The organism is Antarctobacter sp., assembly GCF_034670325.1.
In the GTDB taxonomy this organism is placed as follows: Bacteria; Pseudomonadota; Alphaproteobacteria; order Rhodobacterales; family Rhodobacteraceae; genus Antarctobacter.
In genome coordinates, this window is sequence record NZ_JAXMNR010000001.1 from 860,914 (window position 1) to 885,639 (window position 24,726).

Consider the following 24,726-nt stretch of genomic DNA (forward strand, 5'->3'; position numbering starts at 1 on the left):
TCAGGCCCTTCCTTTCTCGACCATCTTCGCGGGGCGCGAGGGGTCGTAGTCCAGCGGTTCTGGGTTCACGGTTTCACCCGCATGACGCGCCATGCGCGACAGGCTGTAGAGCATCAGCATCACCGCCCCCAACACGCAGAGGAAGACGCCAAGGTCAAACAGCGCGGCGGTGGCCAGTTCGAACTCTTCTATTGGCGGGATGTGGACATAGCCAAAGGCCGAGGTCAGGAAGGATGTCCCCGACAGCCACGCCCCCGCCCCGGTCAGCCCGGCGATCACAACGCCCCAGCCGATCATCGCGTGATACTCGAATTGTTGCCGCCGCATGGTCCAGGCAAAGCCAGAGGCCATGTACTGCATCAACAGCGCGATAGAGAACACCAGCCCGGCGACAAAGCCGCCGCCCGGTTGGTTGTGCCCGCGCAGGAAGATGTAGACGCCGACCATCAGGGCAATGGGCATCATCACGCGGGTCGAGACCACCATCATCAGCGGGTGCCGATCGTGCGAGCGGTCAAAGTTGTAGCCCGAATTGCGCAGACGCGCGCCCGCAGGTCCGCTCAGCAGCGCCTCCATCATGGCAAAGATCACCAGTCCGGCGATGCCCAGAACGATGATCTCGCCGTAGGTGTCATAGCCCCGGAAGTCGACAAGGATCACGTTGACCACGTTGGTGCCGCCGCCCTCTTTATACGAATTGGCAAGGTGATAATGCGAGATGCTGTCCATATCGCGGGTCATGAAGGCAAAGGCCAGCGTCGCCACACCGATCCCCGCCGCCAGCGCCACGGTCCCGTCCAGCAGGCGGCGCGGCGTGTCTTTTTCCGCCGGGGTCGTTTTTGGCAGGAAATGCAGCGCCAGCAGCAGCAACATGATCGTCACCGTCTCGACAGAGATCTGCGTCAGCGCAAGGTCGGGGGCCGAGAGATAGACAAACCCGAAGGAGATCATCAGACCGATCACCCCGATCACCACCAGCGCGCGATACCGCATGTGGTGCTGAAACACGACGACTCCGGTCGCGCAGACCAGCAGCACCCAGCCCACGGCAAAGACCGGGGCAATCGGTAACAGCTCTCTGGTGGGCGGTGCGAGGCCACCACCAAGGAAGGCCATGTAGCCCGCCGTGACCGTGGCTGCTGTGAAGATCGCCAGATAGCGGCTGATCGCGCCATTGTGCAACGTCTCAGAGATGACACGGCTGAGCGCAACGCAGCCCGCAATGACGGCATCAAACGCGGATTTGGCGTAGAACGGTCCGGCCTTGATCCACGCGGCGTCCAGCGGACGGTGCAGCAGCAGCAGAACGGCACCCCCGGCAATCGCAAGTCCCGACATGTACAGCGCAGGCGTGACTCCGTGCCAGATTTTCAAGTGCGCGTGGGTGGTATGGCCGGTGACGGCACTGGCGGCCATATTGACCACCGGTTCCGCAAGGAACGGCGCGACGCCGATCAGCACGACAAAGATGCAGAGAAAGGCGGGCGACAGCCACATGCCCATTGGCGGATCATGCGGTTTGTGCGGATAGTCGTCGCGCACCGGTCCGCCGAAGACGTGAAAGATGAAGCGGAATGAATAGGCGACAGAGAACAGAGCGCCGAGCGTGGCCAGTGCGGGCACGATCCACGGGTTTTCCCACCAATAGGTGTGCGAGGCTTCCTCTAGCATCAGTTCCTTGGACAGGAACCCGTTGAACAACGGGATTCCGGCCATAGACAGCGCCGCAATCACGCCGATTACAGCTGTGATCGGCATCAGCGTCGCCAATCCGCCCAGTCGCTTGATGTCGCGGGTGTGCGCCTCATGATCGATGATCCCGGCGGTCATGAACAGCGCCGCCTTGAAGGTGAGGTGGTTGAGGATGTGGAACACGGCCGCGATCGCCGCCGCCTCTGTGCCGAAACCCAGCAGCATGGTCAGCAGGCCAAGGTGTGAGACGGTCGAGAAAGCCAAAAGCCCCTTCAGGTCATCCTTGAACAGCGCGATCACGGCGGCGATCACCATGGTGACCAGCCCGGTTGTGGCAACCGCGTAGAACCACAGTTCCGTCCCCGAAAGAGCGGGCCACATCCGGGCCATCAGGAAGACGCCCGCCTTCACCATAGTGGCCGAATGCAGATAGGCCGACACCGGCGTGGGTGCCGCCATCGCGTGTGGTAGCCAGGAGTGGAACGGAAACTGTGCCGATTTGGTGAAAGCGCCCAGCAGGATCAGGATGACGGCGGGCGTGTACCAATCGGATGCCTTGATCAGATCGCCCGCCGCCAGAATATCGGTCAGATTATAGCTGCCCGCGATGTCGCCAAGGATCAGCATTCCGCCGATCATGGCAAGGCCGCCTGCGCCGGTCACGGTCAGTGCCATGCGGGCGCCCTGGCGGCCCTCTGGCAGGTGCTTCCAATAGCCGATCAGCAGGAAGGACGACAGCGAGGTCAGCTCCCAGAAGATCAGCAAAAGCAGGATGTTGTCGGAGATCACGATGCCCAGCATCGCGCCCTGAAACAGCAGCAGGTAAGTGTAGAACTGCCCAACAGGATCCTCACCCGAAAGGTAGTAGCGGGCATAAAGCGTGATCAGCAGGCCAACGCCAAGGATCATGCAGGCGAACATCAGCCCCAGACCGTCAAGGAAGAACGCCGCCTCCAGCCCCAGTTGCGGCAGCCACGGGATGCTGAAGGTGTAAACGGTGCCGTTCATCACGCCCGGGGCCAGAACCCCCAGCATCACAAGGGCCAGCACGGTGGGAACGGCGGTGAAAGTGGCGGTGGCGGTGCGCCCCGCCCGGATCATGACACCGGGAACCAGCGCGCCAAGGAAAGGCAATAGCGCGATGATGGGCAGAAAACTGCTCTCAGAGGTCATTCACGTCTCCGCAGGGTCAGAAAATTGAGGTTTATTGCGAAAAGCCCGGGCAGAATGCAACGCTGTTTCCGCAAACGGCGGGGCATTGCCGCAGGAGCAAAGGCGGCAGGCCGGGCTCAAAGACCCGGTGCGGCGCACCACGGGTCACGCAATCCGCAGGGGCAAAAGCGGAAAAGCCGCGTCATGCCCCACGACAGGCCGGGGGTCGATATGATCCTCTGGTCCGTCAAGATGCGGTGTCTCTCCCCTTTTCGCGCCTGACCGGCGCGGTCCCACTTGAATATAGTGGGATCAAAGGGGGGCACTGCAAGGTCAAAGCTGATTTTTCTGGTCAGCTTAGGGCCACAAGCCTTCGCCAGACCCGTTTTGCCCGATGGTTTCTAGCGGGCAGGGCATGTCTCGCCCCTGTCTAAGGGACCAGTGGATCGGAACTGTTTCGCAGATAGTACCCGCGATACCAGTCGACAAAGCGCGCGACGCCCTCATGGACCGGTGTCGCGGGTGTGTAGCCGGTCAGCGACTTCAACAGCGCCGCATCCGCCCATGTGGCGGGCACATCGCCGGGCTGCATCGGCATCAGGTTGCGTTGCGCGGTCAACCCGGTGGCGGCTTCGATGGCCTCGATAAAGGTGGTCAGTTGCACCGGCTCAGAGTTTCCGATGTTCACGACGCGGTAGGGCGCGACCGGCGACAGGCTGTCGCCATCTGGCACAACGCCGCCTTCTGGCCGCTCTGGCACCGCATCCATCAATAGGCGGATACCTTCGACCAAATCGTCGATGTAGGTGAAATCGCGGCTCATATCGCCGAAATTGTACACGTCGATAGGGGCACCGCGCAGGATTGCGTCCGTGAACTTGAACAACGCCATGTCCGGGCGGCCCCACGGGCCGTAGACGGTGAAAAAGCGGAACATGGTGGTCGGCAACCCGTAGAGATGCGCATAGCTGTGGGCCATCGCTTCGGTGGATTTCTTGGTCGCTGCGTAAAACGACATCTGGTAGTCGGCCCGGTCCGTCTCATGGTACGGCATCTGTGTGTTTGCGCCGTACGCCGAAGAGGTCGAGGCCATCAGCAGGTGGCGCGGCGGATCGGCACGGGCGGCCTCCAATATCTCGAATGTACCGATGATGTTGGATTCGAGGTAGGAACGCGGGTTTTCGATCGAATAACGCACCCCGGCCTGTGCGGCGAGGTGGATGACCACTTCGGGGGTTTCGCGCTTGAACAAGTCAGCCATGCGTCCGGGGTCCTCGACGCGGCCCGTCTCGGCGACAAAGTCCCCCAAGGGAGCCAAACGGGCATGGCGCGACTCTTTCAGGCCGACGTCGTAATAGTCGGTCATCGCGTCCAGACCGATCACCCGCCAGCCCTCATTCAGCAGGCGCGCCGCAACGTGATAGCCGATGAAGCCCGCAGAGCCGGTGATAAGGGCGGTAGGCATGGGGGCTTCCCTTTGCTTTCGAGGTACAACTAGCCGTTTGCCTGATCGTGTCGGTTGCGTCTAGTGTCCGGCCAAACAGCGGAGGGGCACGAGAATGGAATTGAAGAAGAACACCTTTAAGGCGGCGATTCTTGAGGGGCGACTGCAGCGTGGACTCTGGTGCAGCATCGCGGACCCGCTGGCGGCGGAAATGATGGCCACTTGCGGCTATGACTGGATGCTTTTCGATTGTGAGCATTCGCCGATGGACCCGATCCGCGTACTGCCGATGTTGCAGGCGGTGGCCCCCTATCCAGTCTCTGCGCTGGCTCGGCCTGCCTCGCTGAACGCGCCCGAGATCAAGCGGCTGCTGGATATCGGTGCGCAGACGTTGGTTATTCCTTATGTGCAGAATGCCGATGAGGCGGCAGAGGCGGCAGCGGCCGTGGCCTATCCGCCGGAGGGCATTCGCGGCGTGGCGGGTATGACGCGGGCCAGCGGCTTTGGTCTTGTGGAACGCTACCACGCGACGGCACGCGACGAATTGTGCCTGATCGTTCAGGTCGAAACCGTCGAGGCGCTGGCAGAGATCGAGGCCATTGCCGACGTGCCGGGAATCGACGGGCTGTTCATCGGCCCCGCCGATCTGGCAGCCTCGATGGGGTATCATGGCCAGCCGTCGCACCCCGAGGTGCAGGCTGCGGTGGTCGACGGAATCAAACGCATTTCGGCCGCAGGCAAACCCGCCGGTTTGCTGACCATGGATGCCGGGCTAGGGCAAAAGGCCATCGACGCGGGCGTCGCTTTTATCGCTCAGGATCTTGACCTGATCGCGCTGCGCCGGGGCCTGACACTGACCTGATTTTTCTCGCGCCACAGCGTCTCCCCGGTAAGGTGGCTGAAAAACCGCGTGGGAGGAGAGGATGATGCGTTGTGGTGTGATCGGACTGGGCGACATGGGCTCGGGCCTTGCAAAGAACCTAGTCAAAGCCGGATTCCCGACGTCCGGCTTTGACCTGATCCCGGCGCGCACTGCGGCGCTGGCGGATCTTGGCGGGACGCCAATGCAGAACGGCGCAGAGGTAGGGGCCGCGTCGGACGTCGTCTACGTCATGGTGATGACGGGCGCAGAGGTCAGGGATGTTATCCTTGGCAAGGGCGGCCTGCTGGAGACGATGGCCCCCGGCGGTACAGTGATCCTGACCGCAACGATCAAACCGGCGGACGCGCGTGAGATCGGCGCGGCGCTGAATGGCACGGGGCTGCGTATGATCGACAGTCCGGTGTCAGGCGGCTACCCCGGCGCGCAGGGCGGCACGCTGACCATGATGGCGGCGGGCGCGCCGGACCTGCTGGACGCATGTGCCCCGGTGATGGAGGCCGTCAGCGCCAATATCCACCGCGTCGGCGAGGTGATTGGAGAGGGGCAGACGGTCAAGGCGTGCCTGCAATCGCTGCTGGGCGCGATGTTCTCCGCCACATTCGAGGCAGCGGCTCTGGCGGCCAAGGCGGGGGTGCCGGGGCAAGTGATTTTGGATGTCTTCTCAACCTCTTCCGGCGGGTGTGGGGTGGTGAACAATGCGCTGGAAAAGATCATTGATCGCCAGTTCGAAGGCACTGGCAGCCACATCAACACCATGCACAAAGATCTGACGATCTCGATGGCGCTGGGTGAGGAACTGGGCGTGCCGCTGCACACAGCCGCCGCCGCGATGCAGATATTTACCGCTGGTCGCACAAAATACCCGAACGGCGACAACTGGATCTGTACCCGCGTGATAGAGGAGATCGTCGGCGCGGAACTGCACCGGAAAGCGGCGAAATGAAACTGGGGGTCATCTGTGACGGGATCAGCCGCGATCTGGCGCACACCGTCGAAGTGATGGATGAATTCGGCATCGAATACGCCGAGTTGCAGTTCATCTGGGACGCCGAGGTGGGCGACCACACACCGGCCCAAGTGCGCGAAATTGATACGCTTTTGCGCGCCCATGGTCACCCGGTCTGTTGCCTGTCACGACACATCTTCGCGGGCATGACAAAAGAGAACGTGCCGGGTGACGCCCTGCATCAGTCCCACATGGATGCGCTAAAGCGTGTGGTCGAGATGGCCCATGTTGTGGGCTCACCCCTTGTGCGGATCATGACGCCGAAGAAAGAGCAGATCCTGTGGGGGCTGAACGGGGCCGAGACATGGAATGTCGCGCATGGCGCATGGGATGCGATGTTGCCTTTGATCGCGCCCGCCGTAGAGGTGGCGCGGGATGCCGGGCTGACGTTGGTGGTGGAGACCGGAAATGGCACAATGGTCAACTCCAACTGGACCGCGCGCAAGCTGATCGACGATCTTGGGGCAAAGGATGTGCTGCAGATCCTTTGGGACCCGGCCAACAACCTTTGGTGTCATGAACCCTGCCTTCCGGACGGGTATGAGACGGCGCGCGATGGGTATATCGGGCACATCCACATCAAGGATGTGAAGGTCGACACACCCAAGGCCACGCTGGAGGTGCGGCCCATGGGGCAAGGGCAGCTTTCTGACCAGTATCCAAAACTGGCCAAGGCGCTGAGGGACGACGGCTATGACGGCGTCGTTTCGTTCGAAAGCGTTTATCATCCCGGTAACGGCGATTTTGAGGCAGGGTTTCGACAGAATGTCGGGCTGTTCAAAGGCTTGTTCGGGTAAGGGGCGCTGTCCCCGTCGCCCTTTGGGACGATTCTCCCGAAGGTATTTGAACAGAGAAGAAGGCCGGAGGTCGCGCCGGAGTGGCGGGCTTGGCGATGATTTTTTCGTCTGCGCACTGGTGGACGGGGGCGCGCCGTGCCAGATAATTCCACCCTATGATGCTGACCCTGCGATATATCCTGCGTGGCATGCTTTTACTGGGGCTGTTGGCACGGCCTGCTATGGCAGAGCCGGTGACGGTTTTTGCCGCCGCTAGTCTCAAGACCGCGCTGGATGAGGTGGCCGACGGCTATGGCGGTGAGGTGGTGTTGTCCTATGCCGGGTCGTCCGCACTGGCGCGGCAGGTGCAACTGGGCGCGCCTGCGGATGTGGTCTTTCTGGCGAACACCGACTGGATGGATTTTCTGCAAAGCGGCGGGCTGATCGCCTCGGGAACGCGGGTTGATCTGCTGGGCAACCGGCTGGTTCTGGCAGGGCCAATGGGGGCGACGCATGTCGAAATTGGGCCTGACCTTGATCTGATGGGCCTGCTGGGCGAGGGGCGGCTGGCGATGGCTTTGGTCGAGGCGGTGCCTGCGGGCATCTACGGCAAGGCGGCGCTGGAATCGCTGGGGTTGTGGGCGTCGGTCGAATCCCGTGTTGCGCAGGCTGACAATGTGCGCGCGGCCTTGGCGCTGGTTTCATTGGGGCAGGTGCCGCTGGGCATCGTCTATGCCACCGACGCGCAGGCCGATCCGCAAGTGGATGCGCTGGCTTTTTTCCCTGAGGACAGCCACCCGCCTATCCGCTATCCCGTCGCCGCCGTGGCCGGCCGCGAGGACGTGGCCGCCGCTTTCCTGACCTATCTGCAAGGTCCAGAGGCGCGGACGACTTTTCAGGCGCATGGCTTTGCCGTGCTGGATAACTGACGAATGGAGTGGCTCAGCCCGGCGGAATGGGAGGCGGTGCGGCTGTCGCTCCGGGTCTCTTTCTGGGCGACGCTGGTGGCGCTACCTTTCGGGGTGTTCGTGGCCTATGCGCTGGCGCGGTGGCGTTTTCCGGGCAAGCAGGTGCTCAACGGGTTGGTGCACCTGCCGCTGATCTTGCCGCCGGTGGTGACGGGCTATCTGCTCTTGCTGACGTTCTCACCGCGCGCCCCTGTGGGGGAATTTCTGCAATCAATTGGGATCGGTTTTGCCTTTCACTGGACCGGCGCGGCGCTGGCTGCGGGGATTATGGGCTTTCCCTTGATGGTCCGCGCCATCCGGCTGTCGATCGAGGCGGTTGATCCGAAGCTGGAACAGGCCGCAGCGACGCTGGGCGCGTCGCGTGTCTGGGTTTTTGCGACGGTGACGTTGCCCATGGTGTTGCCGGGCGTGCTGGCTGGCAGCATTCTGGCCTTCGCCAAGGCGATGGGCGAATTTGGCGCGACAATCACCTTTGTTTCCAACATCCCCGGCCAGACGCAGACCCTGCCGTCCGCCATCTACGCGTTCCTTCAGGTGCCGGGGGGCGAGTCCTCGGCCCTGCGGCTGGTTTTGGTGGCTGTCGCCGTGGCGATGCTGGCGCTTTTGCTGTCGGAATGGGTGTCGCGCCGGGTCGCGGCACGGGTCGGAGGCGCGTGATGCTGGAGGTTGCCGTCCGTCACCGGCTGGGGGACTTCACGCTGGACGCGCGCTTTGACGTGCCGCAGGGGCTGACGGTGCTGTTCGGGCGGTCCGGCTCTGGCAAGACCAGCGTGATCAACGCGGTGGCCGGGTTGATGCGGCCCGACATGGGGCGCGTCTGCGTCGGAGACCGGGTGCTTGGCGACACCGCGCAGGGGGTCTGGCTGCCGCCGAACCGGCGCGGGCTTGGCTACATCTTTCAGGAGGGGCGGCTGTTTCCGCATCTGTCGGTGCGGCAAAACTTGCTTTATGGGCGCTGGTTCTCACGGAGTCACCTGCCGCTGGAACCGGTGGTCGAGATGCTGGGTCTGGGCGCGTTGTTGGACCGTCGTCCGGGCGCGCTCTCGGGCGGGGAAAAGCAGCGGGTTGCCATCGGGCGGGCGCTCTTGGCTGATCCCGGTCTGATCCTTGCGGATGAGCCGCTGGCGGCGCTGGATGAAGCGCGCAAGGCGGAAATCCTGCCCTATTTCGAACGGCTCCGGGATGAGGCGCGCTGTCCGATCCTGTATGTCAGTCACTCGGCGGCAGAGGTGGCGCGGTTGGCGACAACGGTGGTTGTGCTGCAAAACGGGCGCGTGGTGCGTCAGGGGACCGCGTCAGAGGTCCTGAGCGATCCCGACGTGACGCCAGCGGGCATTCGAGCCGTCGGCGCGGTGCTTGAGGCGCGGGTTGCGGCGCATCATGAGGATGGCCTGACAGAGCTGGATGCCGGTGGGGTGCAACTGTTTCTGCCGCGTGTCGGTCAGGACATTGGCGCGCCTCTGCGGGTGCGGATCGCGGCGCAGGAGGTGATCCTGTCGCGCGGCAGGCCAGAGGGGCTGTCGGCGCTCAATATCCTGCCCGGCACGGTGGATTCCATCCGCGAGGGTGAGGGACCGGGCGCGCTGGTGTCACTGGACACGCCTGCGGGCCGGGTTCTGGCGCGGGTCACGCGGCGGTCGGCAGAGGCATTGGGCTTGGCCCCCGGTGTGGCCTGTTATGCCGTGGTCAAGACAGTGGCGATTGCACGAGAGGACGTTGGTGGCGCTTGAAGCATGGTCCGGGGCCGCTAACTGACGGTCCATGGAAAACGCATTGATCATAGGCGACAGCGGCGGGATCGGCGCGGCAGTGGCCGCGCGGTTGCGGGCCGATGGGGTAGTCGTGACCGGCCTGTCGCGGTCGCGCGACGGGTTCGACGTGACGGATGAGGACAAGGTGCGCAGCGCATTGAGCGCGCTGGAGGGACCTTTTGACCTGATCTTCGTCGCAACCGGCGCGTTGGAGATCGGCGGAGCAGAGCCGGAGAAGACACTCAAGGCCGTCGATGCCAAGGCCCTGATGGATCAGTACCTTTTGAATGCCGTAGGGCCGGTGATGGTGTTGAAGCACGCGCAGCACCTGCTGCCACGGGACCGGCCTGCGGCCTTTGCGGTGCTGTCCGCGCGGGTCGGGTCCATCGGCGACAACCGGCTGGGTGGCTGGTTCAGCTATCGCGCGGCCAAGGCGGGCGTGAACCAGTTGATCCATACCGCGTCGGTCGAACTGGCGCGAACGCATCGGCACTTGGCCTGCGTCTGCCTGCACCCCGGCACGGTTGAGACGGCGTTCACCGAAAAGTACGCCAGTCGCTATCCAACGGTCACAGCGGATCACGCGGCTGAACGGTTGGTCGCGGTGTGTCGGGGTTTAAGTGCCGAGGACTCCGGGAAGTTTCTGGACTATGCCGGGCGGGAGATACCGTGGTGAGCCGCTTGGTTCTGGTGCTGGGCGACCAGTTGACCGAGGGTCTGGCGTCGCTGAAAGCGGCGGACAAGGTGCACGATGTGGTGGTCATGGCCGAGGTCGCGGATGAGGCCGGGTACGTCCCGCACCACCCCAAGAAGATCGCGCTGGTATTTGCCGCAATGCGCAAGTTTGCCGTTCGGTTGCATGAGGATGGCTGGGACGTTCGCTATACGCGGCTGGACGATCCCGAAAACGCCGGGTCGATCTGCGGAGAGTTGTTGCGGCGCGCCGAGGATACCGGCGCGTCCGAGGTGATTGCCACCGAACCCGGTGAATGGCGTCTGATCAATGCCTTACAGCATTGCCCGCTGAAGGTGCGGCTGGTTGAGGATGATCGCTTTATCGCTTCGCACGCGGAATTCGACCAGTGGGCCGAGGGGCGCAAGGCGCTGCGGATGGAGTATTTCTATCGCGACATGCGGCGCAAGACCGGCCTGCTGATGGAGGGCGACGCGCCTGTTGGTGGACAGTGGAACTTTGACCACGACAACCGCAAACCGGCGCGGGATGAGGTGTCGCACGCCCCGATCCAGTTCGCACCGGATGATGCGACTCAAGAGGTTCTGGACCTCGTCGAGACGTGGTTTTCTGATAACTTCGGCGCGTTGCGGCCCTTTGGCTTTGCAACGGATCGGGATCAGGCGTTACAGGCGCTGAGCCATTTTGTGGACCATGCCCTGCCGCGCTTTGGTGATTATCAGGACGCGATGCTGGACGGGGACCGTTTTCTCTATCACTCGCTCTTGTCGGCCTACATCAACATCGGGCTTCTGAACCCGCTTGAAGTCTGTCAAGCGGTTGAAAAGGCATACGGACAAGGTGACGTGCCGATCAACGCGGCAGAGGGGTTCATCCGGCAGGTCATCGGTTGGCGTGAGTATGTGCGCGGCATCTATTTTCGCGAAGGTCCTGACTATCCAACCCGGAACAAGCTGAATCATAAGCGAAAATTGCCCAGCCTGTATTGGGGGGCAGAGACGGGGATGCGCTGTGTGGCCAAGGCGGTGGCCCAGACACGGTATGAGGCCTATGCCCATCACATCCAGCGGCTGATGGTGACCGGAAACTTTGGCCTGCTGGCGGGCATTGATCCGAGCGCGCTGCACGAGTGGTATCTGAGCGTCTACATCGACGCCTTCGAATGGGTCGAGGCACCCAATACCGTGGGGATGAGCCAGTTCGCCGATGGTGGGATCATCGCGTCAAAGCCGTATGTTTCCTCAGGAAATTATATCAACAAGATGTCGGACCACTGCAAGCATTGCGCTTATTCAGTGACGAAAAAGACGGGTGAGCAGGCCTGTCCGTTCAACCTGCTTTATTGGCATTTCATGGACCGGCACCGCGACCGGTTTGAGGGTAATCCGCGGATGGCGCAGATGTACCGGACCTTTGATCGGATGGATGCGGACAAGCGCGAAACCATTCTGAAAGAGGCGCAGGGCTTTCTTGACCGGATGGACGCGGGCGAACAGGTCTGAGGTGTGACCTGAAACCTGAGGATGTGACGCGCCATCGCCCGCGCCGGGACGATGGCGCAAAGCCGAATTATGGCTTGATGTAGGTGTACCCTTCCTGTTGCAACTTTGACAGTTCAGCCACCCCCGAAGGAACAATGTCGTCTTCCCAGACGTCATAGAGGTCGTTTGAATAGTCGATCTTGCGCCCGACAAGGGTGTTGTTGCAGACGTTGAATTTCACATTTTGCGATTTCAGACCGCCGATGACCGTTTGCAGTGTGTCGTCGGACTTGGCGGATTTCAGCATGCTGACGCCATTGCCATGCAGCACTACCTTGATGTCCATGTTCTCGACGCCGACGGCGTTGATGTGGTTCTGGATGTTGCGCATGGCACCGCGATAGGCCTTGTCGTTTTCACCACCAACATAATTGATGTGATAGACGACCTTCTGCTTGCCATAGCCATCGGCAAAGGACGCGTCGGGTGTCACAAAGAGCGCGATGGCAAGCCCGATGACGGCGGCGAGGCGGATGAAGTATGTCATTGTCGTGGTCTCCTCCCATGAGTGCGGGCTGACCGTGCCCGCCTGTCACAAGGATGACGCAGGCAGGCCGTTGCCGCACAGCCCACGAAACCACGTGTTTTCTGCCGGTTTGACCCCGGGGAATACCCTAGGTTTCGGGTTCTAACCCTGAAAACTGCTCTCCTGCGCGGGCGATAAGCTGGGCGGAACTGCGGGCTTCGAACTTGCGCAGCAGGTTGGCGCGGTGAAACTCGACCGTCTTGGGACTGATGCCCAGTGTCGCGGCGATTTCCTTGGTCGACTTGCCTGCGCCGATCTGTGACAGCACCTGCGTTTCGCGGCGGGTGAGCGGAACGCCGGTTTGGTCCTTCGCGGATTTTGCACCCGCAGCCGGACGGTTTTGGCGTCCTCGGAGCAAGATCAGCGCACCCGCCAGTGCCGCCACCGCAACGGCCAATCCGACGGACAGCCACACAGGAAGGGCCGTTCTGGTCGTGCCCATGCCGGCGGCATTGCTCGCACGGTTTGTGAACGCAGAGACCAACGCGCGTGCATCGTGATAGCTGACCGGTGCGCCCCATGGATCGGGCAGGTCGCTGGCGGCGCTTTGCAGCAAGGCCAGCGCCACGGCGTCGCGCATCGCCGGGTCCGTCCCGGCAAGGGCAAGGAACGGCCATTCGGGATATAGACGTGTGCTGACGGCTTCCGGGTGGGTGTAGGTGACATTGGCATTGAGCGCCCGCAGGGTGTCGCGTGGCACCGCGCCCTCGGCCACAAGCCGTTCAAGCAGGCCACTGCGCACAACGCCCGCGTCCAGTTTGCCCTCCAGAACGGCAGAGACGATGGCGTCCTGCGGAAAGCCGTAAAACGCGAGGTCTGCTGGGTCGTCGAACAGGTCGACGCCCTGTGCGCGGGCCTCGAACCATGCCAACTGGAACCCGCCAAAGGCCTGTGGGGCCACCGCCCCGACCCGCGCGCCGCGCAGATCAGCAAGCGTGCTTAGTCCACTGTCCCCCCGCACCAGCACGGCAGACCCGAATTGCAGCGTATGTCCGCCGTCCGGCAGCGTGCGCTTGCGGGTGGCCAGCACGCTCATTGGATAACGGTCGGCGAGGTCGATGTAGTGGCCGGGATTGGTAATGAGAAAGTCCAGCCCGCCCGCATTGATCAGCGGTCCGGCAGAGGTCAGCGTGACAGGGACAAACCGCACCACATGGCTGGTCAGGGCACCTTGTAGATAGGTGGCAAGTAGGGACCATTGCGCCTCACCCTCGTCCCAGCCGCGATGTGCCAGAACCCCGACACGGACGATGGGACGCTCAAAGTCCTGCGCGCGTGTGGGCGTGGTGAACAGGCAGACCAAGAGGAGGGCGGGCAGAATACCGCGCCAAAGCCAGAACCGCGCCCGGCGGAACACGCCGGCGCGGTTCAGCCGCCAAGAAAGTGGTGTATCGTTGCGGGCCGGGCGGCCGTTCAATTGTCCGCCGGGGCGGGATCAGGGGCGGCCTGAGGTTCGGGGGCGGGTGCCGGAACCGCGCGCAGCGCGCCGCCGACCCAATCGCCCGAGGCCTCTTCGCCGGAGGCATATTTCATCGTGCCCTGACCCTGACGTTTGCCGTCCTTGAAGGTGCCCTGATAGATGTCGCCATTGGCGTAGACTGCGATGCCCTCGCCGTTGATCTCACCGCGCACCCATGTACCCTCGTAGCGAAAGCCAGAGGCCATTTCGATGGTGCCTTTGCCGTGGCGCTGGCCTTCGCGGAACTGGCCCTGATAGACGGTGCCGTCGGGATAGGTGGCCTTGCCCTCGCCGTGGCGCTGGCCGTTCTGCCAGTTGCCCTCATAGCGGTAGCCGTCCGGGTATGTCATCACGCCAAAGCCGTCATTGCGGGCGTTTTCAAAGCTGCCTTCGTACACCAGCCCGTTGGGATAGGTCGCGCGGCCCTTGCCCTGAATCACCCCGTTGACCCACTCGCCGGAATACGTCGCCCCGTCGGGATAAGTGATTGTGCCGATGCCATTGGCAAGGTCGCCCTTGAACTGGCCTTCGTAGACGGACCCATCGGGGTAGGTGACCTTGCCCTTGCCCTCGATCTGGCCGGTGATCCAGTTGCCATCGTAGCGATAGCCGTCCTTGCCGACAAACGTGCCTTGTCCGTGACGCTGGTCATTGTTGAACTGGCCTTCGTAGATATCGCCGTTCTCGTAGATGACCTTGCCTTTGCCCTCACGCCGCCCATCGACAAGCTGGCCCTCGTAGACGTCGCCGTTGGGCTGGATCAGCTTGCCTTCGCCATCAATCTGGCCTTCTCGCCAAGTGCCTTCATAGATCAGCCCATCGGGCATCGTCAGCTTGCCAAAACCGTCGCGTTCGCCATCGGCGACGCGGCCATCGTAGATAGACTTGTCAGGGTAGGTGACTTTGGCAACGCCTTCCTTGACGCCGTTCACCCACTGGCCGTCATAGACATACCCATTGGGCGCAGTCATCACGCCGCGCCCGTGGTGCAGAGCGTTGCGGAACGATCCCTCATAGCGAACACCGTTGGCGTAGATGGCAATGCCGGAGCCGGTGATCTTGCCGTCCAGCCACTGGCCCTCATAGGTGCCGCCGTCGGCAAAGACGATCTTGCCCATACCCTCGGGTTTGCCCTTGGCGAACTGGCCGTCATAGACCGATCCGTTGGGAAAGCGCGCGACGCCCTTGCCCTTGATCTCACCGTCTACCCATTCGCCAGTGTATTCATAGCCGTTGGGCAGCCGGTATGTTCCGGTGCCATGCTGCAACCCGTTGAGGAAGGTGCCTTCGTAGACGCCCCCGTCATCGTATTGCTTGGTGACCACCTGATCATCCTGAGCCAGGGCGAAACCCGCCAGCGATATAGCCAGAATGCCGGTGATGCCTGCAAGTTTCATACGCGCTGCCCTGTGGTGTCGGAGTTGGCCTCAAAATTGGGAAAAACCTAATGGACGGACCGGGCAGGGGCAATGGCTTTCGGAATCGAGGCGCAGTGGTGTGCCGACGCGCGGTGCCCGAGCGTGGTGCTGCCGCCTATTCCGCGGGCCCCAGATAGGTGGAGTTTTCCCACATCCCCTCATGGACGGTGCCATCGGGTTTGATCAATCGGCCTTTGCCGGTCAGCGCGCCCTGCACAAATTGGCCGAAATAGCGCGTGCCGTCGGAATAGAGCAGCGCGCCCTCGCCGTGCCGTTTGTCATCCTGGTATTGACCCTCATAGTAGTCACCGTTGAGATGCCAGGCCTTTCCGGTGCCGTGCCGATAGCCGTTCACGAATTGGCCTTCGTAGGTCTTTACGCCCTGCCCATCGACGATGCGACCATGGCCGGTGAGTTCGCCGTTCACGAACCCCCCGACATAGCTGCCGCCACCGGGCAGGTGCATCGTGCCGACCCCGTGCGGTTTCCCCAAAACCATCGGTCCCTCGTAGCGCGCGCCGTTGGGATAGGTTTGCGTGTCTGCCATGGCGGGACCAGCGAAGGACAGTAGGATCGCGGTGACAAGGGCGGCGGGCAGCGTAGGGCGCATCTGAAGGCTCCGTTTGGTGTCAATGTGGGCAGAGAACCCGCGGGCCGGTGGGGGCGCAAGGCGAAAGCGCGGGATTGGCGGCATGGGCTTTCTTCCGCGGTTCCATCTGCTATGTCGGGCCTCAAACCTGACTGAAGAGGCGCAGGCCGATGAGTGACCGTTTCCGCGTGACACTGGCGCAACTGAATCCCACCGTGGGTGATCTGGATGGCAATGCCGCCAAGGCGCTGGACGCATGGCGGCAAGGGATCGAACAGGGCGCCGACATGGTGGCCCTGCCAGAGATGTTCATTGCAGGCTATAACGCACAGGATCTGGTGATGAAGCCCGCCTTCTACACCGCCGCCATGAACAAGATCGACGAATTGGCCGCCGCCTGTGTCGATGGTCCGGCGCTGGGCATCGGCGGCCCGTATGTCGAAGGCACAGAGCTGTTCAACGCCTATTTCATCTGTCGCGGTGGGCAGGTGGTAACGCGCGTGCTGAAACATCACCTGCCAAATGAGACTGTCTTTGATGAGGTGCGCATCTTTGACAGCGGGCCCATCGGAGGCCCCTATGCGGTGGGCAACACGCGCATCGGCTCACCGATCTGCGAGGACGCGTGGCACGAGGATGTGGCCGAGACGCTGGTCGAGACGGGGGCCGAATTTTTGCTCGTGCCCAATGGCTCGCCCTATTATCGCAACAAAATGGAAACGCGCCTGAACCATATGGTCGGGCGGGTGGTCGAGACAGATCTGCCTCTGATCTACCTCAACATGGTGGGCGGACAGGACGATCAGGTCTTTGACGGCGGCTCTTTTGTTTTGAACCCCGGTGGCAAGATCGCCGTGCAACTGCCGGTCTTCGACGAATGCGTGGTGCCGGTGGACATGGTGCGCGGGGCCGATGGCTGGCGTTGCGAAGACGGGATGTTCGACCTGCATCCAGATGAGTGGGAGCAGGACTATCGCGCGATGGTCGAATCCCTGCGCGACTACCTGCGCAAGTCGGGCTTTTCCAAGGTGCTGCTGGGCATGTCGGGCGGCGTGGATTCGGCACTGGTGGCGACCATCGCGGCGGATGCCATCGGGCCGGACAATGTGCGCTGCGTGATGCTGCCGTCGGAATACACCTCGCAGCATTCGCTGGAGGACGCCGAAGCATGTGCAAAGGCGCTGGGCTGTCACTATGACTATGTGCCAATTGCAGGCCCCCGCGCTGCGGTGACCGATGCGTTGGCACCACTCTTTGAGGGGCGCGATACGGATGTGACCGAAGAGAATATCCAGTCTCGCCTACGCGGATTGCTGCTGATGGCGCTGTCCAACAAGTTTGGCGAGATGCTGCTGACCACGGGCAATAAATCCGAAGTCGCGGTGGGTTATGCCACGATCTATGGCGACATGGCGGGCGGCTATAACCCGATCAAGGATCTGTATAAAACGCGGGTGTTCGAGACGTGCCGCTGGCGGAACTTGAACCACCGCGACTGGATGATGGGGCAACCGGGTGAGGTGATCCCCGATCGGATCATCACCAAACCGCCTTCGGCTGAACTGCGGGATGATCAAAAAGACAGCGACTCGCTGCCCGATTACCCGGTGCTGGACGCGATTCTGGAGATCCTCGTTGATCGGGACGGGTCCATCGAGGACTGCGTGGCGGCGGGCTATGACCGCGCGGACGCGAAAAAGGTGGAACGGCTGCTGTATCTCAGCGAATACAAGCGCTTCCAGTCGGCCCCCGGCACGCGCCTGACCAAACATGCCTTCTGGTTGGACCGGCGCTATCCCATTGTGAACCGCTGGCGCGACCCAAGCTAAGGCGGCTTCTCGGTGGCCAAATCAGCGGTTGATTTCGCGCGCAAGGTAGCGGCCAAGCAAGGCCGTCCCTTTGCGGCTGGGGTGCAGGCGGTCGCGGTCGTAATGTGACAGGTTGTCGGGGTCGATCACGGCCTTGCCCGTCAGATAGGTCATGTTCCCGATCAGCGGTGCCAGACGTTTCAAGCGCTGGCTGAGGATGGCAAGTTCATCCACGCAGGGCGCAAAGGGACCACCGGCCGTGGGGATGGCGTAATAGTCCAGCCAGTAGATTCGCGCGCCGGATTGCGCCAGTTTCGCCACAAAGCTGGGGATCTCGCCCCGGCGTCCATCTTGCGAGATCAACTGGTTCAGCACATCGTCACAGGCGCGACATCCACACTCCCCCATCAGATCGTTGCCGCCACCGTCCAGCACGATCACATCCCAGTCGCCACGTCTCAACTGGCGGCGAATGTCAAAACCCGTGGCGGCGGCAAGCCCGCCACTGTGGGAAAACCGCGCACCGGGCACCGATCTGTTTTTCACAGTCACCTGCGCGGCGGCGGCCAGTTGATCCGCCACGGACTGACCGGCCGCGCGGTGCCAGGCGAGGATGGAGTCGCCAAGGACAAGGACATTTTCCGCACGGGCAGGGGCGGCGAACAGCAGTAACAGAATGAGTAAATGACGCATCCAAAGTAACCTAGGGCAAGAAGCTGCTATTCCCACCAGCGGTCTATCGTGGCGATGTCGTCATCCGACCAGCCGAAGTGGTGGGCGAATTCATGCACCGTGACATGGGCGATCAGGTCATCCAGTTCGATATCCCCCCGGTCGCGCCATTCGTTCAAGATGGGTTCGCGGAACAGCCAGACCGTATCGGGAAAGGGTGCAGGATCGGCAAAGCTTTTCTCTGTCATCGGCACACCGTCATAGAGCCCGGTCAGGTCCAGCGGATTGGCGATCTGCATGTCTTTGAGGATAGTGTCAGGCGGCCAGTCCACGATCCGCAGCAGGACGGCGCGGGCAGCGGCGCGGAACGGATCGGGAAAGCCCGCTATGGTGCGCTCGGCGATGTCATAGAAACGGGCGACGTCGGTCATATCAGCAGGGCAAGCGGGTAGCGGGCAAGTTCTTCGTGGATTGCGCCGTCCGGGTGCAGAGTCGAGGCATACAGGCTGACCGCGTCACAGACAAAAGGGCCGACAGAGGCGCTGGCCAGAACGGCCAGAACCGGGCCAGCGTTCTCGCGGCCCCCCATGCGTGCCAGCGTCACATGCGGGCGAAATCGGCGGCGTTCGGGGGCGATCCCGGCCCCGCGCAGGCGCGACAATACGCGGTCATGCAGGGTGGTCAGGTCCGCGCCGCCATTGGCCTCCAGCGCGATGGCCTGACCGTGCCTGCCGCCAAAGACCGTGCCGCCGGCCAGGGTCAGGTGTTGGGCGGGGGACCGCAGGGTTTGCAGACCCTCATGCACTGCTTCGGCGGCCTCTTCAGTCTGCTCGCCAAGAAAGGTCAGCGTCAGGTGCAGATTGTCGAAAGGCACCGCGCGACCAGTGGGAAAGCGGGCCTGCAACGCCTCCAGCGTCGTGCGGGCGGACTCGGGCAGGGGCAGGGCAATGAACAAGCGCATCAGAGGGCGGTCAGCGTCGTCAGGGGCAGAAAGGTGGCGAAATCGTCGGGCAGGCACAACTGGGTGCCGGGGCTGATCACGGCTGCGGCGGCAGCGGCGGCCCCCTGACGCAGTGCCTCCGGTGGTTCGTGACCCTCGGCCAAGGCCTTGACCATCCCCCCGACAAAGCTGTCGCCTGCACCGATGGCGCTGACAACGGTCTGGTTGGCGGCGGATACAAACCATCGGCCCTCGGGCGTGGCCATGACAGACCCGTCCGCGCCACGGGCGATCACGATCACCTCACCGGCCCCACGCGCGCGCAGTTCCTCGGCAAAGGCTGCGCTTTCTGCGCGGGTGTCCAGCGCGCGGCCTGACAGGTCACGTGCTTCGGCGCTGTCCATCCGCAGAATATAGGGGGCGGGTTGTGGGCCGTTGGCCTGATGCGCCAGATGCGCTCCAGAGGTGTCGATCACCATGCGGCGTCCCGGCAAGCGGGCGCAGGCACGCGGGATCCAGCCGGGCGCACAACCGGGCGGCATGCTGCCCGACAGCACGATAAAGGCCCCCGGCTCTGCCTCTTCGGCCAGCGTGTCCAGCACGCTGTCCAGCTGTGCCTCGGTCCATGCCGGGCCGGTCATGACAAAACGGTACTGCGCGCCGGTTGTGTCGTCGGTGACGGCAAAGCTGTACCGCGTCTCACCCGGCGCGGGCAGATGCACAAGATCAAGGCCGCGCTGTTCCAGCAATTCGCCCAAGGTCGCCCCGGTGCGTCCGCCCAGCGCCACCAGCGCGCGGGCCTCTCCCCCCAGTTGAACAACCGCGCGGGCGACGTTGACGCCACCCCCACCCGGTTCGGCGGTTTCCGGCCCGCAGCGCAGCTTTGGCCCCGGCGACACGGCGGGGCAATGGGTGGCCAGATCAAGCGCCGGGTTCAGGGTGACGGTCAGGATATGGGTCATGGGCGCGCTTCCTTGCCGGCCTCGGGGGCCGCTTTGTCCCTTTTGCCTAGCATTCGCACGCGATCCGGACCAGTGGGGCCCTTGCGGAACTGGACAAATGCGCTGCCTTGTGAAAACACCGCGCCTCGTCAGGAGGCACGATCATGACCGTCACCCGTTTCGCCCCGTCGCCCACCGGCTATATCCACGTGGGCAACCTGCGCACTGCGCTGTTCAACTACCTGATCGCCCGCAAGAGCGGCGGCCAATTCGTTCTGCGCATCGACGACACCGACCCGGAGCGGTCGAAAGAGACCTATGTCGACGCGATCAAGCAGGATCTCGAATGGCTGGGCCTGACATGGGACCGGGTGGAACGACAGTCCGCAAGGCTGGACCGTTACACGGCAGCGGCGGACAATCTGCGCGAGATGGGGCGGTTCTATGAGGCGTTCGAGACGCCCACGGAACTGGACCTCAAGCGCAAAAAGCAACTGAACATGGGAAAGCCCCCGGTCTATGACCGCGCGGCGCTGGCCCTGTCCGAAGATGAAAAGACCAAGCTCCGCGCCGAGCGTGGCGACGGGGTCTGGCGCTTCAAGCTGGATCAAGAGCGAATCGTCTGGGAGGATGGAATCCTTGGCGAAGTGTCGATTGATGCGGCCAGCGTCAGCGACCCGGTTCTGATCCGCGCGGATGGTCAGTATCTTTATACGCTGGCATCGGTGGTGGATGACATTGAAATGGGCATCACCCATGTGGTGCGCGGCAATGACCATGTGACCAACACGGCAACGCAGATCCAGATCATTCGCGCGCTGGGTGGAGAGCCGCCCGCCTTTGCGCATCACTCGCTGCTGACCGGGCCGCAGGGGGAATCGCTGTCGAAACGGCTGGGGACGCTGGCCCTGCGCGACCTGCGCGAGGCAGGTGTGGAACCCGAGGCGCTACTGTCGCTGATGGCGCGCCTGGGCTCGTCGCAGCCGGTGGAGCTGCGGCTGTCGCTGGAAGAGATTGCCGATGGGTTCGACCTGTCGCAGTTCGGATCGGCCCCGACCAAGTTCGACGTCGAGGATCTGTATCCGCTGACCGCGAAAAAGCTGCACGGGCTGGAACTGGCGTCGGTGGCGGATGATCTGGCCGCGATGGGTGTGCCGGGGGATCTGGCCGCGCCGTTCTGGAATGTCGTGCGTGAGAACATCACCACCCGCAAAGATATCGCCGGTTGGTGGGACCTGTTCCGCGATGGCGCCACGCCGCTGGTTGCCGAAGAGGATCAGGCGTTTGTCACAGAGGCCTTTGGCCTGCTGGGGGAACCGCCCTATGCCGTCGACACATGGAGCAGCTGGACCGCAGCGGTGAAAGAGGCCACGGGGCGCAAGGGCAAGGGGCTGTTCATGCCGCTGCGCAAGGCCGTAACCGGGCTGGAGCGCGGACCGGAAATGGCCGAGGTGATGCCATTGTTGCAGAAAAAGCCCGGTCGCACAGTCTAAGCCGCGTCTAATTCAGCGTGCCGGGGCAATGACCCCGGCAGCGCAGCTTAGTCTGCCGCAGTGATGATCCGGCTGCCCATCGCCTCTAGTCCGGTGTCGGTCAGAGTGCGGATTTCATCCGTCAACGGGCAGGCGCGGCTGTAGAGCGGAGCGGCGCGATCATCGAGGATCGGGGCCTCCCATCCCAGAGTCGTGTCAAAGAACCGGGCGGGTCCTGCGGGTCCGTATTCGGACAGGTAACCCGCCACAACCACGTCGAGATAGCTGAGCAGGATCGGGTTGTCCGCGGCGGGGGCACGGTGCCGCGCCGGGTCGATGGCGTAGACGACAACCTGCTGCGCGTCTGAGCTGTGGTCGAGCGTGTGGGTTGCGTCGTGGCGGTCATAAGCTGCCTCGCGCTGGTCAAGGTCCGCCCAGCTATCGCCGGGAACCGGGGCGATCAGCCCGTCGATGCTGGCATCCGGGTCGCGGACTGCCGTGAGATAACACAAAGCCCGTTCCGGAACCGCACGCCACGCCCTGTGCCATCCGTGCAGACGTGAGCGGTGTGCCGGGGTGTGCGCGTGTGTTGCGCGATTGACCAAAGAGCCGTAGCCGAAGAAATATATATGCTGCATGTGGGAAATATTTGTCGCGATTGACGCATGTCAAACGCTGAATGCGCGCGGCGTGGCAATAAAGGCCTGTCCTAAAGGCTTGGGAGGCCGATATGCGCGTGACCAAAAGAACCAATATTGCCATGCGCGTACTGATGTACTGTGCGGCAAATCCCGGACGGCTGGTGACCAAGCACGAGATCGCAGAGCGCTGTAACGCTTCGGAAAATCATCTTGCGCAGGTCATCAACCAATTGGCCCAATTGGGGTTTTTGCACACCCAGCGGGGCCGCAATGGCGGGCTGGAACTGGGCCGTCCTGCAGCGGACATCGTCATCGGAGAGGTTTTTCGCGCGCTTGAACAGCCAGTGCCGCTGGCAGAGTGTTTCGGTGACGTCGACAACACCTGCCCGCTGACAGAGGCCTGCCGCCTGCGCAGCGCGCTCAACAACGCTGCCAATGCGTTTTACGAGTCGCTTGACCTGATCTCATTGGATTCGCTGGTCTGCGACAATGACGCCCTGCTAGAGATCATCGCACCCGCCGGATGTACGATGCGACGGCGTCCGGGCACGCTTGTCAACGCCGAGCCAATCGACTAGCGTCACGCCATCTTCGACGGGAGAACCGGTGCGGCGCTTGCCAAACCCGGTGCCGAAGGCGCAACCGCCCCGGAAACGCTCAGGCCCAACGGACCGCGAAGTGACGAGACTCTGGAGAGAGGCGCGATATCTGCGTCCGCCGAAGGGATAGCGATCTCAGGCGAAGGGACAGAGGGGGCAGTGAAGGTACGGAACGGGTCCGTGCCGGTACTGTCCGGACGCCGCGCGTTTCGGGAAAAGGAAACGCATGGCTGACGAACTGACAGAGCTGAAAACCACCGTCCTGAATGACCTGCACCACGCGCGAGGCGCCAAGATGGTGGGGTTTGCCGGGTATGAGATGCCGGTCCAGTATAAGCCCGGGGTCCTCAAGGAACATCTGCACACGCGGGCTGCGGCGGGTCTGTTCGATGTCAGCCATATGGGGCAGGTGATCCTGCGCGGCCCTGACGTGTCACGGGCGCTGGAGGCGCTGGTCCCTGTCGATGTGGTCGGGCTGGCCGAGGGGCGACAGCGCTATGCGCTGTTCACCAATGACGCGGGCGGGATCGAGGATGATCTGATGATCGCCAACCGGGGCGATCACCTGTTCCTTGTTGTCAACGCGGCCTGCAAACACGCCGATGTCGCGCGGATGCGCGCGGCGCTGGAACCGCTGGGCATCACCGTCAAGTTGCTGGAAAACCGGGCATTGGTGGCGCTTCAGGGGCCACAGGCCGAGGATGTTCTGGCCGAGCACTGCCCTGACGTGCGCGATATGAAATTCATGGATGTTGAGACCTTGCCGATTGCCGGGGCGGAATGCTGGGTCTCGCGGTCCGGTTACACCGGCGAAGACGGGTTCGAGATTTCGGTGCCCAATACCGCCGCGATGGATCTGGCAAAATCGCTGTTGGGCGACGCGCGGGTCGAGGCCATCGGTCTGGGCGCGCGTGACAGCCTGCGGCTGGAGGCGGGTCTGTGCCTGTATGGACAGGATCTGGACACCGAAACCTCACCCATCGAGGCGGGGCTTGGCTGGGCGATCTCCAAGGCGCGGCGCGCAGGCGGAGCGCGGGCTGGCGGGTTTCCCGGCGACACGCGTATTCTGGCAGAGATGGCAGACGGTACGGCGCACCGCCGGGTCGGCCTGCGGCCCGAGGGCCGCGCGCCGCTGCGGGCAGGCGTGGTGCTGTTCGACACCGAAGAGGGCGGTTCAGAGGTCGGTAAAGTGACCTCGGGCGGCTTTGGTCCTTCGGTGGAAGGGCCGGTGTCGATGGGCTATGTGCCGACAGCGCAGGCGGGCGAGGGGACAACCCTCTGGGCCGAATTGCGCGGCAAACGGGTTCCGGTGCGGGTGGCCAAGCTGCCCTTCGTTCCGGCAGGATTCAAACGGTGAAACTGAGGAGACGCACATGAAATTCACCGAAGAGCATGAATGGCTGGAGATCGAAGACGATCTGGTGGTCGTTGGGATCACCGCCCATGCGGCGGAACAGTTGGGCGATATCGTTTTCGTCGAACTGCCCGAGGAAGGTCGCGAGTGCACCAAGGACGAAGAGGTCGTGGTGATCGAGTCGGTCAAGGCGGCGTCGGACATCCTTGCGCCGCTGGACGGCGAAATTGTCGAGGTGAACGAATCCATCGTCGCGGACCCGGGCAAGGTGAACGAAGACCCCGAGGGCGATGCCTGGTTCTTCAAGATGAAGATCGAGGATCTTTCCGTGCTTGATGAGCTGATGGACGAAAAAGCCTACAAGGCGTTCATTTCGTGAACGCGGCGGCGGGGTAAACCC

General features: G+C 62.9%; 24 protein-coding genes and 1 riboswitch. Of the genes, 13 read left to right on the plus strand and 11 right to left on the minus strand.

From position 1 onward, the window contains the following. Together VOI21_RS04155 and VOI21_RS04160 are read right to left on the minus strand one after the other, a co-directional pair. Complete coding sequence (locus tag VOI21_RS04155) at positions 1-2,865, minus strand: monovalent cation/H+ antiporter subunit A (RefSeq protein WP_323767976.1); 2,865 nt, start codon at positions 2,863-2,865, stop codon at positions 1-3. A gap of 409 nt (positions 2,866-3,274) precedes the next feature. After that, positions 3,275-4,309 (minus strand): NAD-dependent epimerase/dehydratase family protein, encoded by a 1,035-nt coding sequence (locus VOI21_RS04160; RefSeq protein ID WP_323767978.1) that lies wholly within the window; start codon positions 4,307-4,309, stop codon positions 3,275-3,277. Positions 4,310-4,403: 94 nt separating this feature from the next. On the opposite strand from VOI21_RS04160, the gene VOI21_RS04165 reads away from it, so the two are divergent. The 8 genes from VOI21_RS04165 to VOI21_RS04200 all read left to right on the plus strand — a co-directional run bounded on the left by VOI21_RS04165 (position 4,404) and on the right by VOI21_RS04200 (position 11,868). Further along, positions 4,404-5,150 carry an HpcH/HpaI aldolase family protein gene (locus VOI21_RS04165; RefSeq protein ID WP_323767980.1) on the plus strand — a complete coding sequence of 249 codons (747 nt, stop codon included), beginning with the start codon at positions 4,404-4,406 and terminating at the stop codon, positions 5,148-5,150. Positions 5,151-5,211: 61 nt separating this feature from the next. After that, positions 5,212-6,114 carry an NAD(P)-dependent oxidoreductase gene (locus VOI21_RS04170; RefSeq protein WP_323767982.1) on the plus strand — a complete coding sequence of 301 codons (903 nt, stop codon included), beginning with the start codon at positions 5,212-5,214 and terminating at the stop codon, positions 6,112-6,114. Further along, on the plus strand, positions 6,111-6,974 hold the full coding sequence (locus VOI21_RS04175; protein ID WP_323767984.1) for a sugar phosphate isomerase/epimerase family protein: 864 nt from the start codon (positions 6,111-6,113) through the stop codon (positions 6,972-6,974). Before VOI21_RS04170 ends, VOI21_RS04175 begins: the two co-directional genes overlap by 4 nt. Before the next feature lie 155 nt (positions 6,975-7,129). Then, positions 7,130-7,882, plus strand: a complete 753-nt coding sequence (gene modA, locus VOI21_RS04180) for a molybdate ABC transporter substrate-binding protein (RefSeq protein WP_416358949.1) — start codon at positions 7,130-7,132, stop codon at positions 7,880-7,882. Between the two features lie 3 nt (positions 7,883-7,885). Then, positions 7,886-8,578, plus strand: coding sequence for a molybdate ABC transporter permease subunit (modB, locus tag VOI21_RS04185; protein WP_323767986.1), 693 nt, complete (start codon positions 7,886-7,888; stop codon positions 8,576-8,578). After that, positions 8,578-9,651 carry a molybdenum ABC transporter ATP-binding protein gene (modC, locus tag VOI21_RS04190; protein ID WP_323767988.1) on the plus strand — a complete coding sequence of 358 codons (1,074 nt, stop codon included), beginning with the start codon at positions 8,578-8,580 and terminating at the stop codon, positions 9,649-9,651. Before modB ends, modC begins: the two co-directional genes overlap by 1 nt. Positions 9,652-9,682: 31 nt before the next feature. Continuing rightward, positions 9,683-10,348: an SDR family NAD(P)-dependent oxidoreductase gene (locus VOI21_RS04195; protein ID WP_323767990.1), complete on the plus strand. Its 666-nt coding sequence runs from the start codon at positions 9,683-9,685 to the stop codon at positions 10,346-10,348. After that, positions 10,342-11,868 (plus strand): cryptochrome/photolyase family protein, encoded by a 1,527-nt coding sequence (locus VOI21_RS04200; RefSeq protein WP_323767991.1) that lies wholly within the window; start codon positions 10,342-10,344, stop codon positions 11,866-11,868. The genes VOI21_RS04195 and VOI21_RS04200 overlap by 7 nt, the downstream gene beginning before the upstream one ends. A gap of 67 nt (positions 11,869-11,935) precedes the next feature. On the opposite strand, the gene VOI21_RS04205 is transcribed toward VOI21_RS04200, so the two are convergent. The 4 genes from VOI21_RS04205 to VOI21_RS04220 form a co-directional block, all read right to left on the minus strand. Continuing rightward, entirely contained in the window at positions 11,936-12,394 is a 459-nt protein-coding gene (locus VOI21_RS04205; protein WP_323767993.1) for a DsrE family protein, read from the minus strand. A gap of 127 nt (positions 12,395-12,521) precedes the next feature. After that, positions 12,522-13,850, minus strand: coding sequence for a PhnD/SsuA/transferrin family substrate-binding protein (locus VOI21_RS04210; protein ID WP_323767995.1), 1,329 nt, complete (start codon positions 13,848-13,850; stop codon positions 12,522-12,524). After that, positions 13,847-15,289 carry a 2-isopropylmalate synthase gene (locus tag VOI21_RS04215; protein WP_323767997.1) on the minus strand — a complete coding sequence of 481 codons (1,443 nt, stop codon included), beginning with the start codon at positions 15,287-15,289 and terminating at the stop codon, positions 13,847-13,849. Before VOI21_RS04215 ends, VOI21_RS04210 begins: the two co-directional genes overlap by 4 nt. A gap of 136 nt (positions 15,290-15,425) precedes the next feature. Further along, on the minus strand, positions 15,426-15,920 hold the full coding sequence (locus tag VOI21_RS04220) for a hypothetical protein (protein WP_323767999.1): 495 nt from the start codon (positions 15,918-15,920) through the stop codon (positions 15,426-15,428). A 149-nt stretch (positions 15,921-16,069) separates the two neighbouring features. Between VOI21_RS04220 and VOI21_RS04225 the strand changes: the two genes are divergently transcribed. Beyond that, positions 16,070-17,728, plus strand: coding sequence for an NAD+ synthase (locus VOI21_RS04225; protein ID WP_323768000.1), 1,659 nt, complete (start codon positions 16,070-16,072; stop codon positions 17,726-17,728). Between the two features lie 21 nt (positions 17,729-17,749). Here VOI21_RS04225 and VOI21_RS04230 read toward each other — a convergent pair whose 3' ends face one another. The 4 genes from VOI21_RS04230 to VOI21_RS04245 are packed head-to-tail and all read right to left on the minus strand — an operon-like array spanning position 17,750 to position 20,281. Continuing rightward, positions 17,750-18,400, minus strand: a complete 651-nt coding sequence (locus VOI21_RS04230) for an SGNH/GDSL hydrolase family protein (protein WP_323768002.1) — start codon at positions 18,398-18,400, stop codon at positions 17,750-17,752. A 26-nt stretch (positions 18,401-18,426) separates the two neighbouring features. Beyond that, entirely contained in the window at positions 18,427-18,810 is a 384-nt protein-coding gene (locus VOI21_RS04235; protein ID WP_323768004.1) for a metallopeptidase family protein, read from the minus strand. Next, complete coding sequence (gene thpR, locus VOI21_RS04240) at positions 18,807-19,340, minus strand: RNA 2',3'-cyclic phosphodiesterase (RefSeq protein WP_323768006.1); 534 nt, start codon at positions 19,338-19,340, stop codon at positions 18,807-18,809. Before thpR ends, VOI21_RS04235 begins: the two co-directional genes overlap by 4 nt. Beyond that, positions 19,340-20,281 (minus strand): 1-phosphofructokinase family hexose kinase, encoded by a 942-nt coding sequence (locus VOI21_RS04245; protein WP_323768008.1) that lies wholly within the window; start codon positions 20,279-20,281, stop codon positions 19,340-19,342. The genes thpR and VOI21_RS04245 overlap by 1 nt, the downstream gene beginning before the upstream one ends. A gap of 143 nt (positions 20,282-20,424) precedes the next feature. Here VOI21_RS04245 and gltX point away from each other — a divergent pair, with 143 nt between their 5' ends. Then, the gene (gene gltX / locus VOI21_RS04250; RefSeq protein ID WP_323768010.1) at positions 20,425-21,753 is read left to right on the plus strand and encodes a glutamate--tRNA ligase; all 1,329 of its coding nucleotides are present in this window, start codon (positions 20,425-20,427) and stop codon (positions 21,751-21,753) included. A 47-nt stretch (positions 21,754-21,800) separates the two neighbouring features. Here the strand turns inward: gltX and VOI21_RS04255 are convergent, their stop codons facing one another. Then, positions 21,801-22,244, minus strand: coding sequence for a gamma-glutamylcyclotransferase (locus tag VOI21_RS04255; protein WP_323768012.1), 444 nt, complete (start codon positions 22,242-22,244; stop codon positions 21,801-21,803). 218 nt (positions 22,245-22,462) lie between these two features. On the opposite strand from VOI21_RS04255, the gene VOI21_RS04260 reads away from it, so the two are divergent. The 3 genes from VOI21_RS04260 (at position 22,463) to gcvH (ending at position 24,705) form a co-directional block, all read left to right on the plus strand. Beyond that, positions 22,463-22,951 carry an Rrf2 family transcriptional regulator gene (locus VOI21_RS04260; RefSeq protein WP_323768014.1) on the plus strand — a complete coding sequence of 163 codons (489 nt, stop codon included), beginning with the start codon at positions 22,463-22,465 and terminating at the stop codon, positions 22,949-22,951. A 6-nt stretch (positions 22,952-22,957) separates the two neighbouring features. Further along, positions 22,958-23,057: riboswitch (glycine riboswitch) on the plus strand. 153 nt (positions 23,058-23,210) lie between these two features. Then, the gene (gene gcvT / locus VOI21_RS04265; RefSeq protein ID WP_323768434.1) at positions 23,211-24,329 is read left to right on the plus strand and encodes a glycine cleavage system aminomethyltransferase GcvT; all 1,119 of its coding nucleotides are present in this window, start codon (positions 23,211-23,213) and stop codon (positions 24,327-24,329) included. A 16-nt stretch (positions 24,330-24,345) separates the two neighbouring features. After that, complete coding sequence (gcvH, locus tag VOI21_RS04270) at positions 24,346-24,705, plus strand: glycine cleavage system protein GcvH (RefSeq protein WP_323768016.1); 360 nt, start codon at positions 24,346-24,348, stop codon at positions 24,703-24,705. The last annotated feature ends 21 nt before the right edge of the window (positions 24,706-24,726 follow it).

What these genes read in the sequence shown, in the direction of transcription:
- VOI21_RS04155 (WP_323767976.1), bottom strand. Translation starts at nt 2,865, where the DNA reads ATGACCTCTGAGAGCAGTTTTCTGCCCATCATCGCGCTATTGCCTTTC.
- VOI21_RS04160 (WP_323767978.1), bottom strand. Translation starts at nt 4,309, where the DNA reads ATGCCTACCGCCCTTATCACCGGCTCTGCGGGCTTCATCGGCTATCAC.
- VOI21_RS04165 (WP_323767980.1), top strand. Translation starts at nt 4,404, where the DNA reads ATGGAATTGAAGAAGAACACCTTTAAGGCGGCGATTCTTGAGGGGCGA.
- VOI21_RS04170 (WP_323767982.1), top strand. Translation starts at nt 5,212, where the DNA reads ATGATGCGTTGTGGTGTGATCGGACTGGGCGACATGGGCTCGGGCCTT.
- VOI21_RS04175 (WP_323767984.1), top strand. Translation starts at nt 6,111, where the DNA reads ATGAAACTGGGGGTCATCTGTGACGGGATCAGCCGCGATCTGGCGCAC.
- modA (WP_416358949.1), top strand. Translation starts at nt 7,130, where the DNA reads ATGATGCTGACCCTGCGATATATCCTGCGTGGCATGCTTTTACTGGGG.
- modB (WP_323767986.1), top strand. Translation starts at nt 7,886, where the DNA reads ATGGAGTGGCTCAGCCCGGCGGAATGGGAGGCGGTGCGGCTGTCGCTC.
- modC (WP_323767988.1), top strand. Translation starts at nt 8,578, where the DNA reads ATGCTGGAGGTTGCCGTCCGTCACCGGCTGGGGGACTTCACGCTGGAC.
- VOI21_RS04195 (WP_323767990.1), top strand. Translation starts at nt 9,683, where the DNA reads ATGGAAAACGCATTGATCATAGGCGACAGCGGCGGGATCGGCGCGGCA.
- VOI21_RS04205 (WP_323767993.1), bottom strand. Translation starts at nt 12,394, where the DNA reads ATGACATACTTCATCCGCCTCGCCGCCGTCATCGGGCTTGCCATCGCG.
- VOI21_RS04215 (WP_323767997.1), bottom strand. Translation starts at nt 15,289, where the DNA reads ATGAAACTTGCAGGCATCACCGGCATTCTGGCTATATCGCTGGCGGGT.
- VOI21_RS04220 (WP_323767999.1), bottom strand. Translation starts at nt 15,920, where the DNA reads ATGCGCCCTACGCTGCCCGCCGCCCTTGTCACCGCGATCCTACTGTCC.
- VOI21_RS04225 (WP_323768000.1), top strand. Translation starts at nt 16,070, where the DNA reads ATGAGTGACCGTTTCCGCGTGACACTGGCGCAACTGAATCCCACCGTG.
- VOI21_RS04230 (WP_323768002.1), bottom strand. Translation starts at nt 18,400, where the DNA reads ATGCGTCATTTACTCATTCTGTTACTGCTGTTCGCCGCCCCTGCCCGT.
- VOI21_RS04235 (WP_323768004.1), bottom strand. Translation starts at nt 18,810, where the DNA reads ATGACCGACGTCGCCCGTTTCTATGACATCGCCGAGCGCACCATAGCG.
- thpR (WP_323768006.1), bottom strand. Translation starts at nt 19,340, where the DNA reads ATGCGCTTGTTCATTGCCCTGCCCCTGCCCGAGTCCGCCCGCACGACG.
- VOI21_RS04245 (WP_323768008.1), bottom strand. Translation starts at nt 20,281, where the DNA reads ATGACCCATATCCTGACCGTCACCCTGAACCCGGCGCTTGATCTGGCC.
- gltX (WP_323768010.1), top strand. Translation starts at nt 20,425, where the DNA reads ATGACCGTCACCCGTTTCGCCCCGTCGCCCACCGGCTATATCCACGTG.
- VOI21_RS04260 (WP_323768014.1), top strand. Translation starts at nt 22,463, where the DNA reads ATGCGCGTGACCAAAAGAACCAATATTGCCATGCGCGTACTGATGTAC.
- gcvH (WP_323768016.1), top strand. Translation starts at nt 24,346, where the DNA reads ATGAAATTCACCGAAGAGCATGAATGGCTGGAGATCGAAGACGATCTG.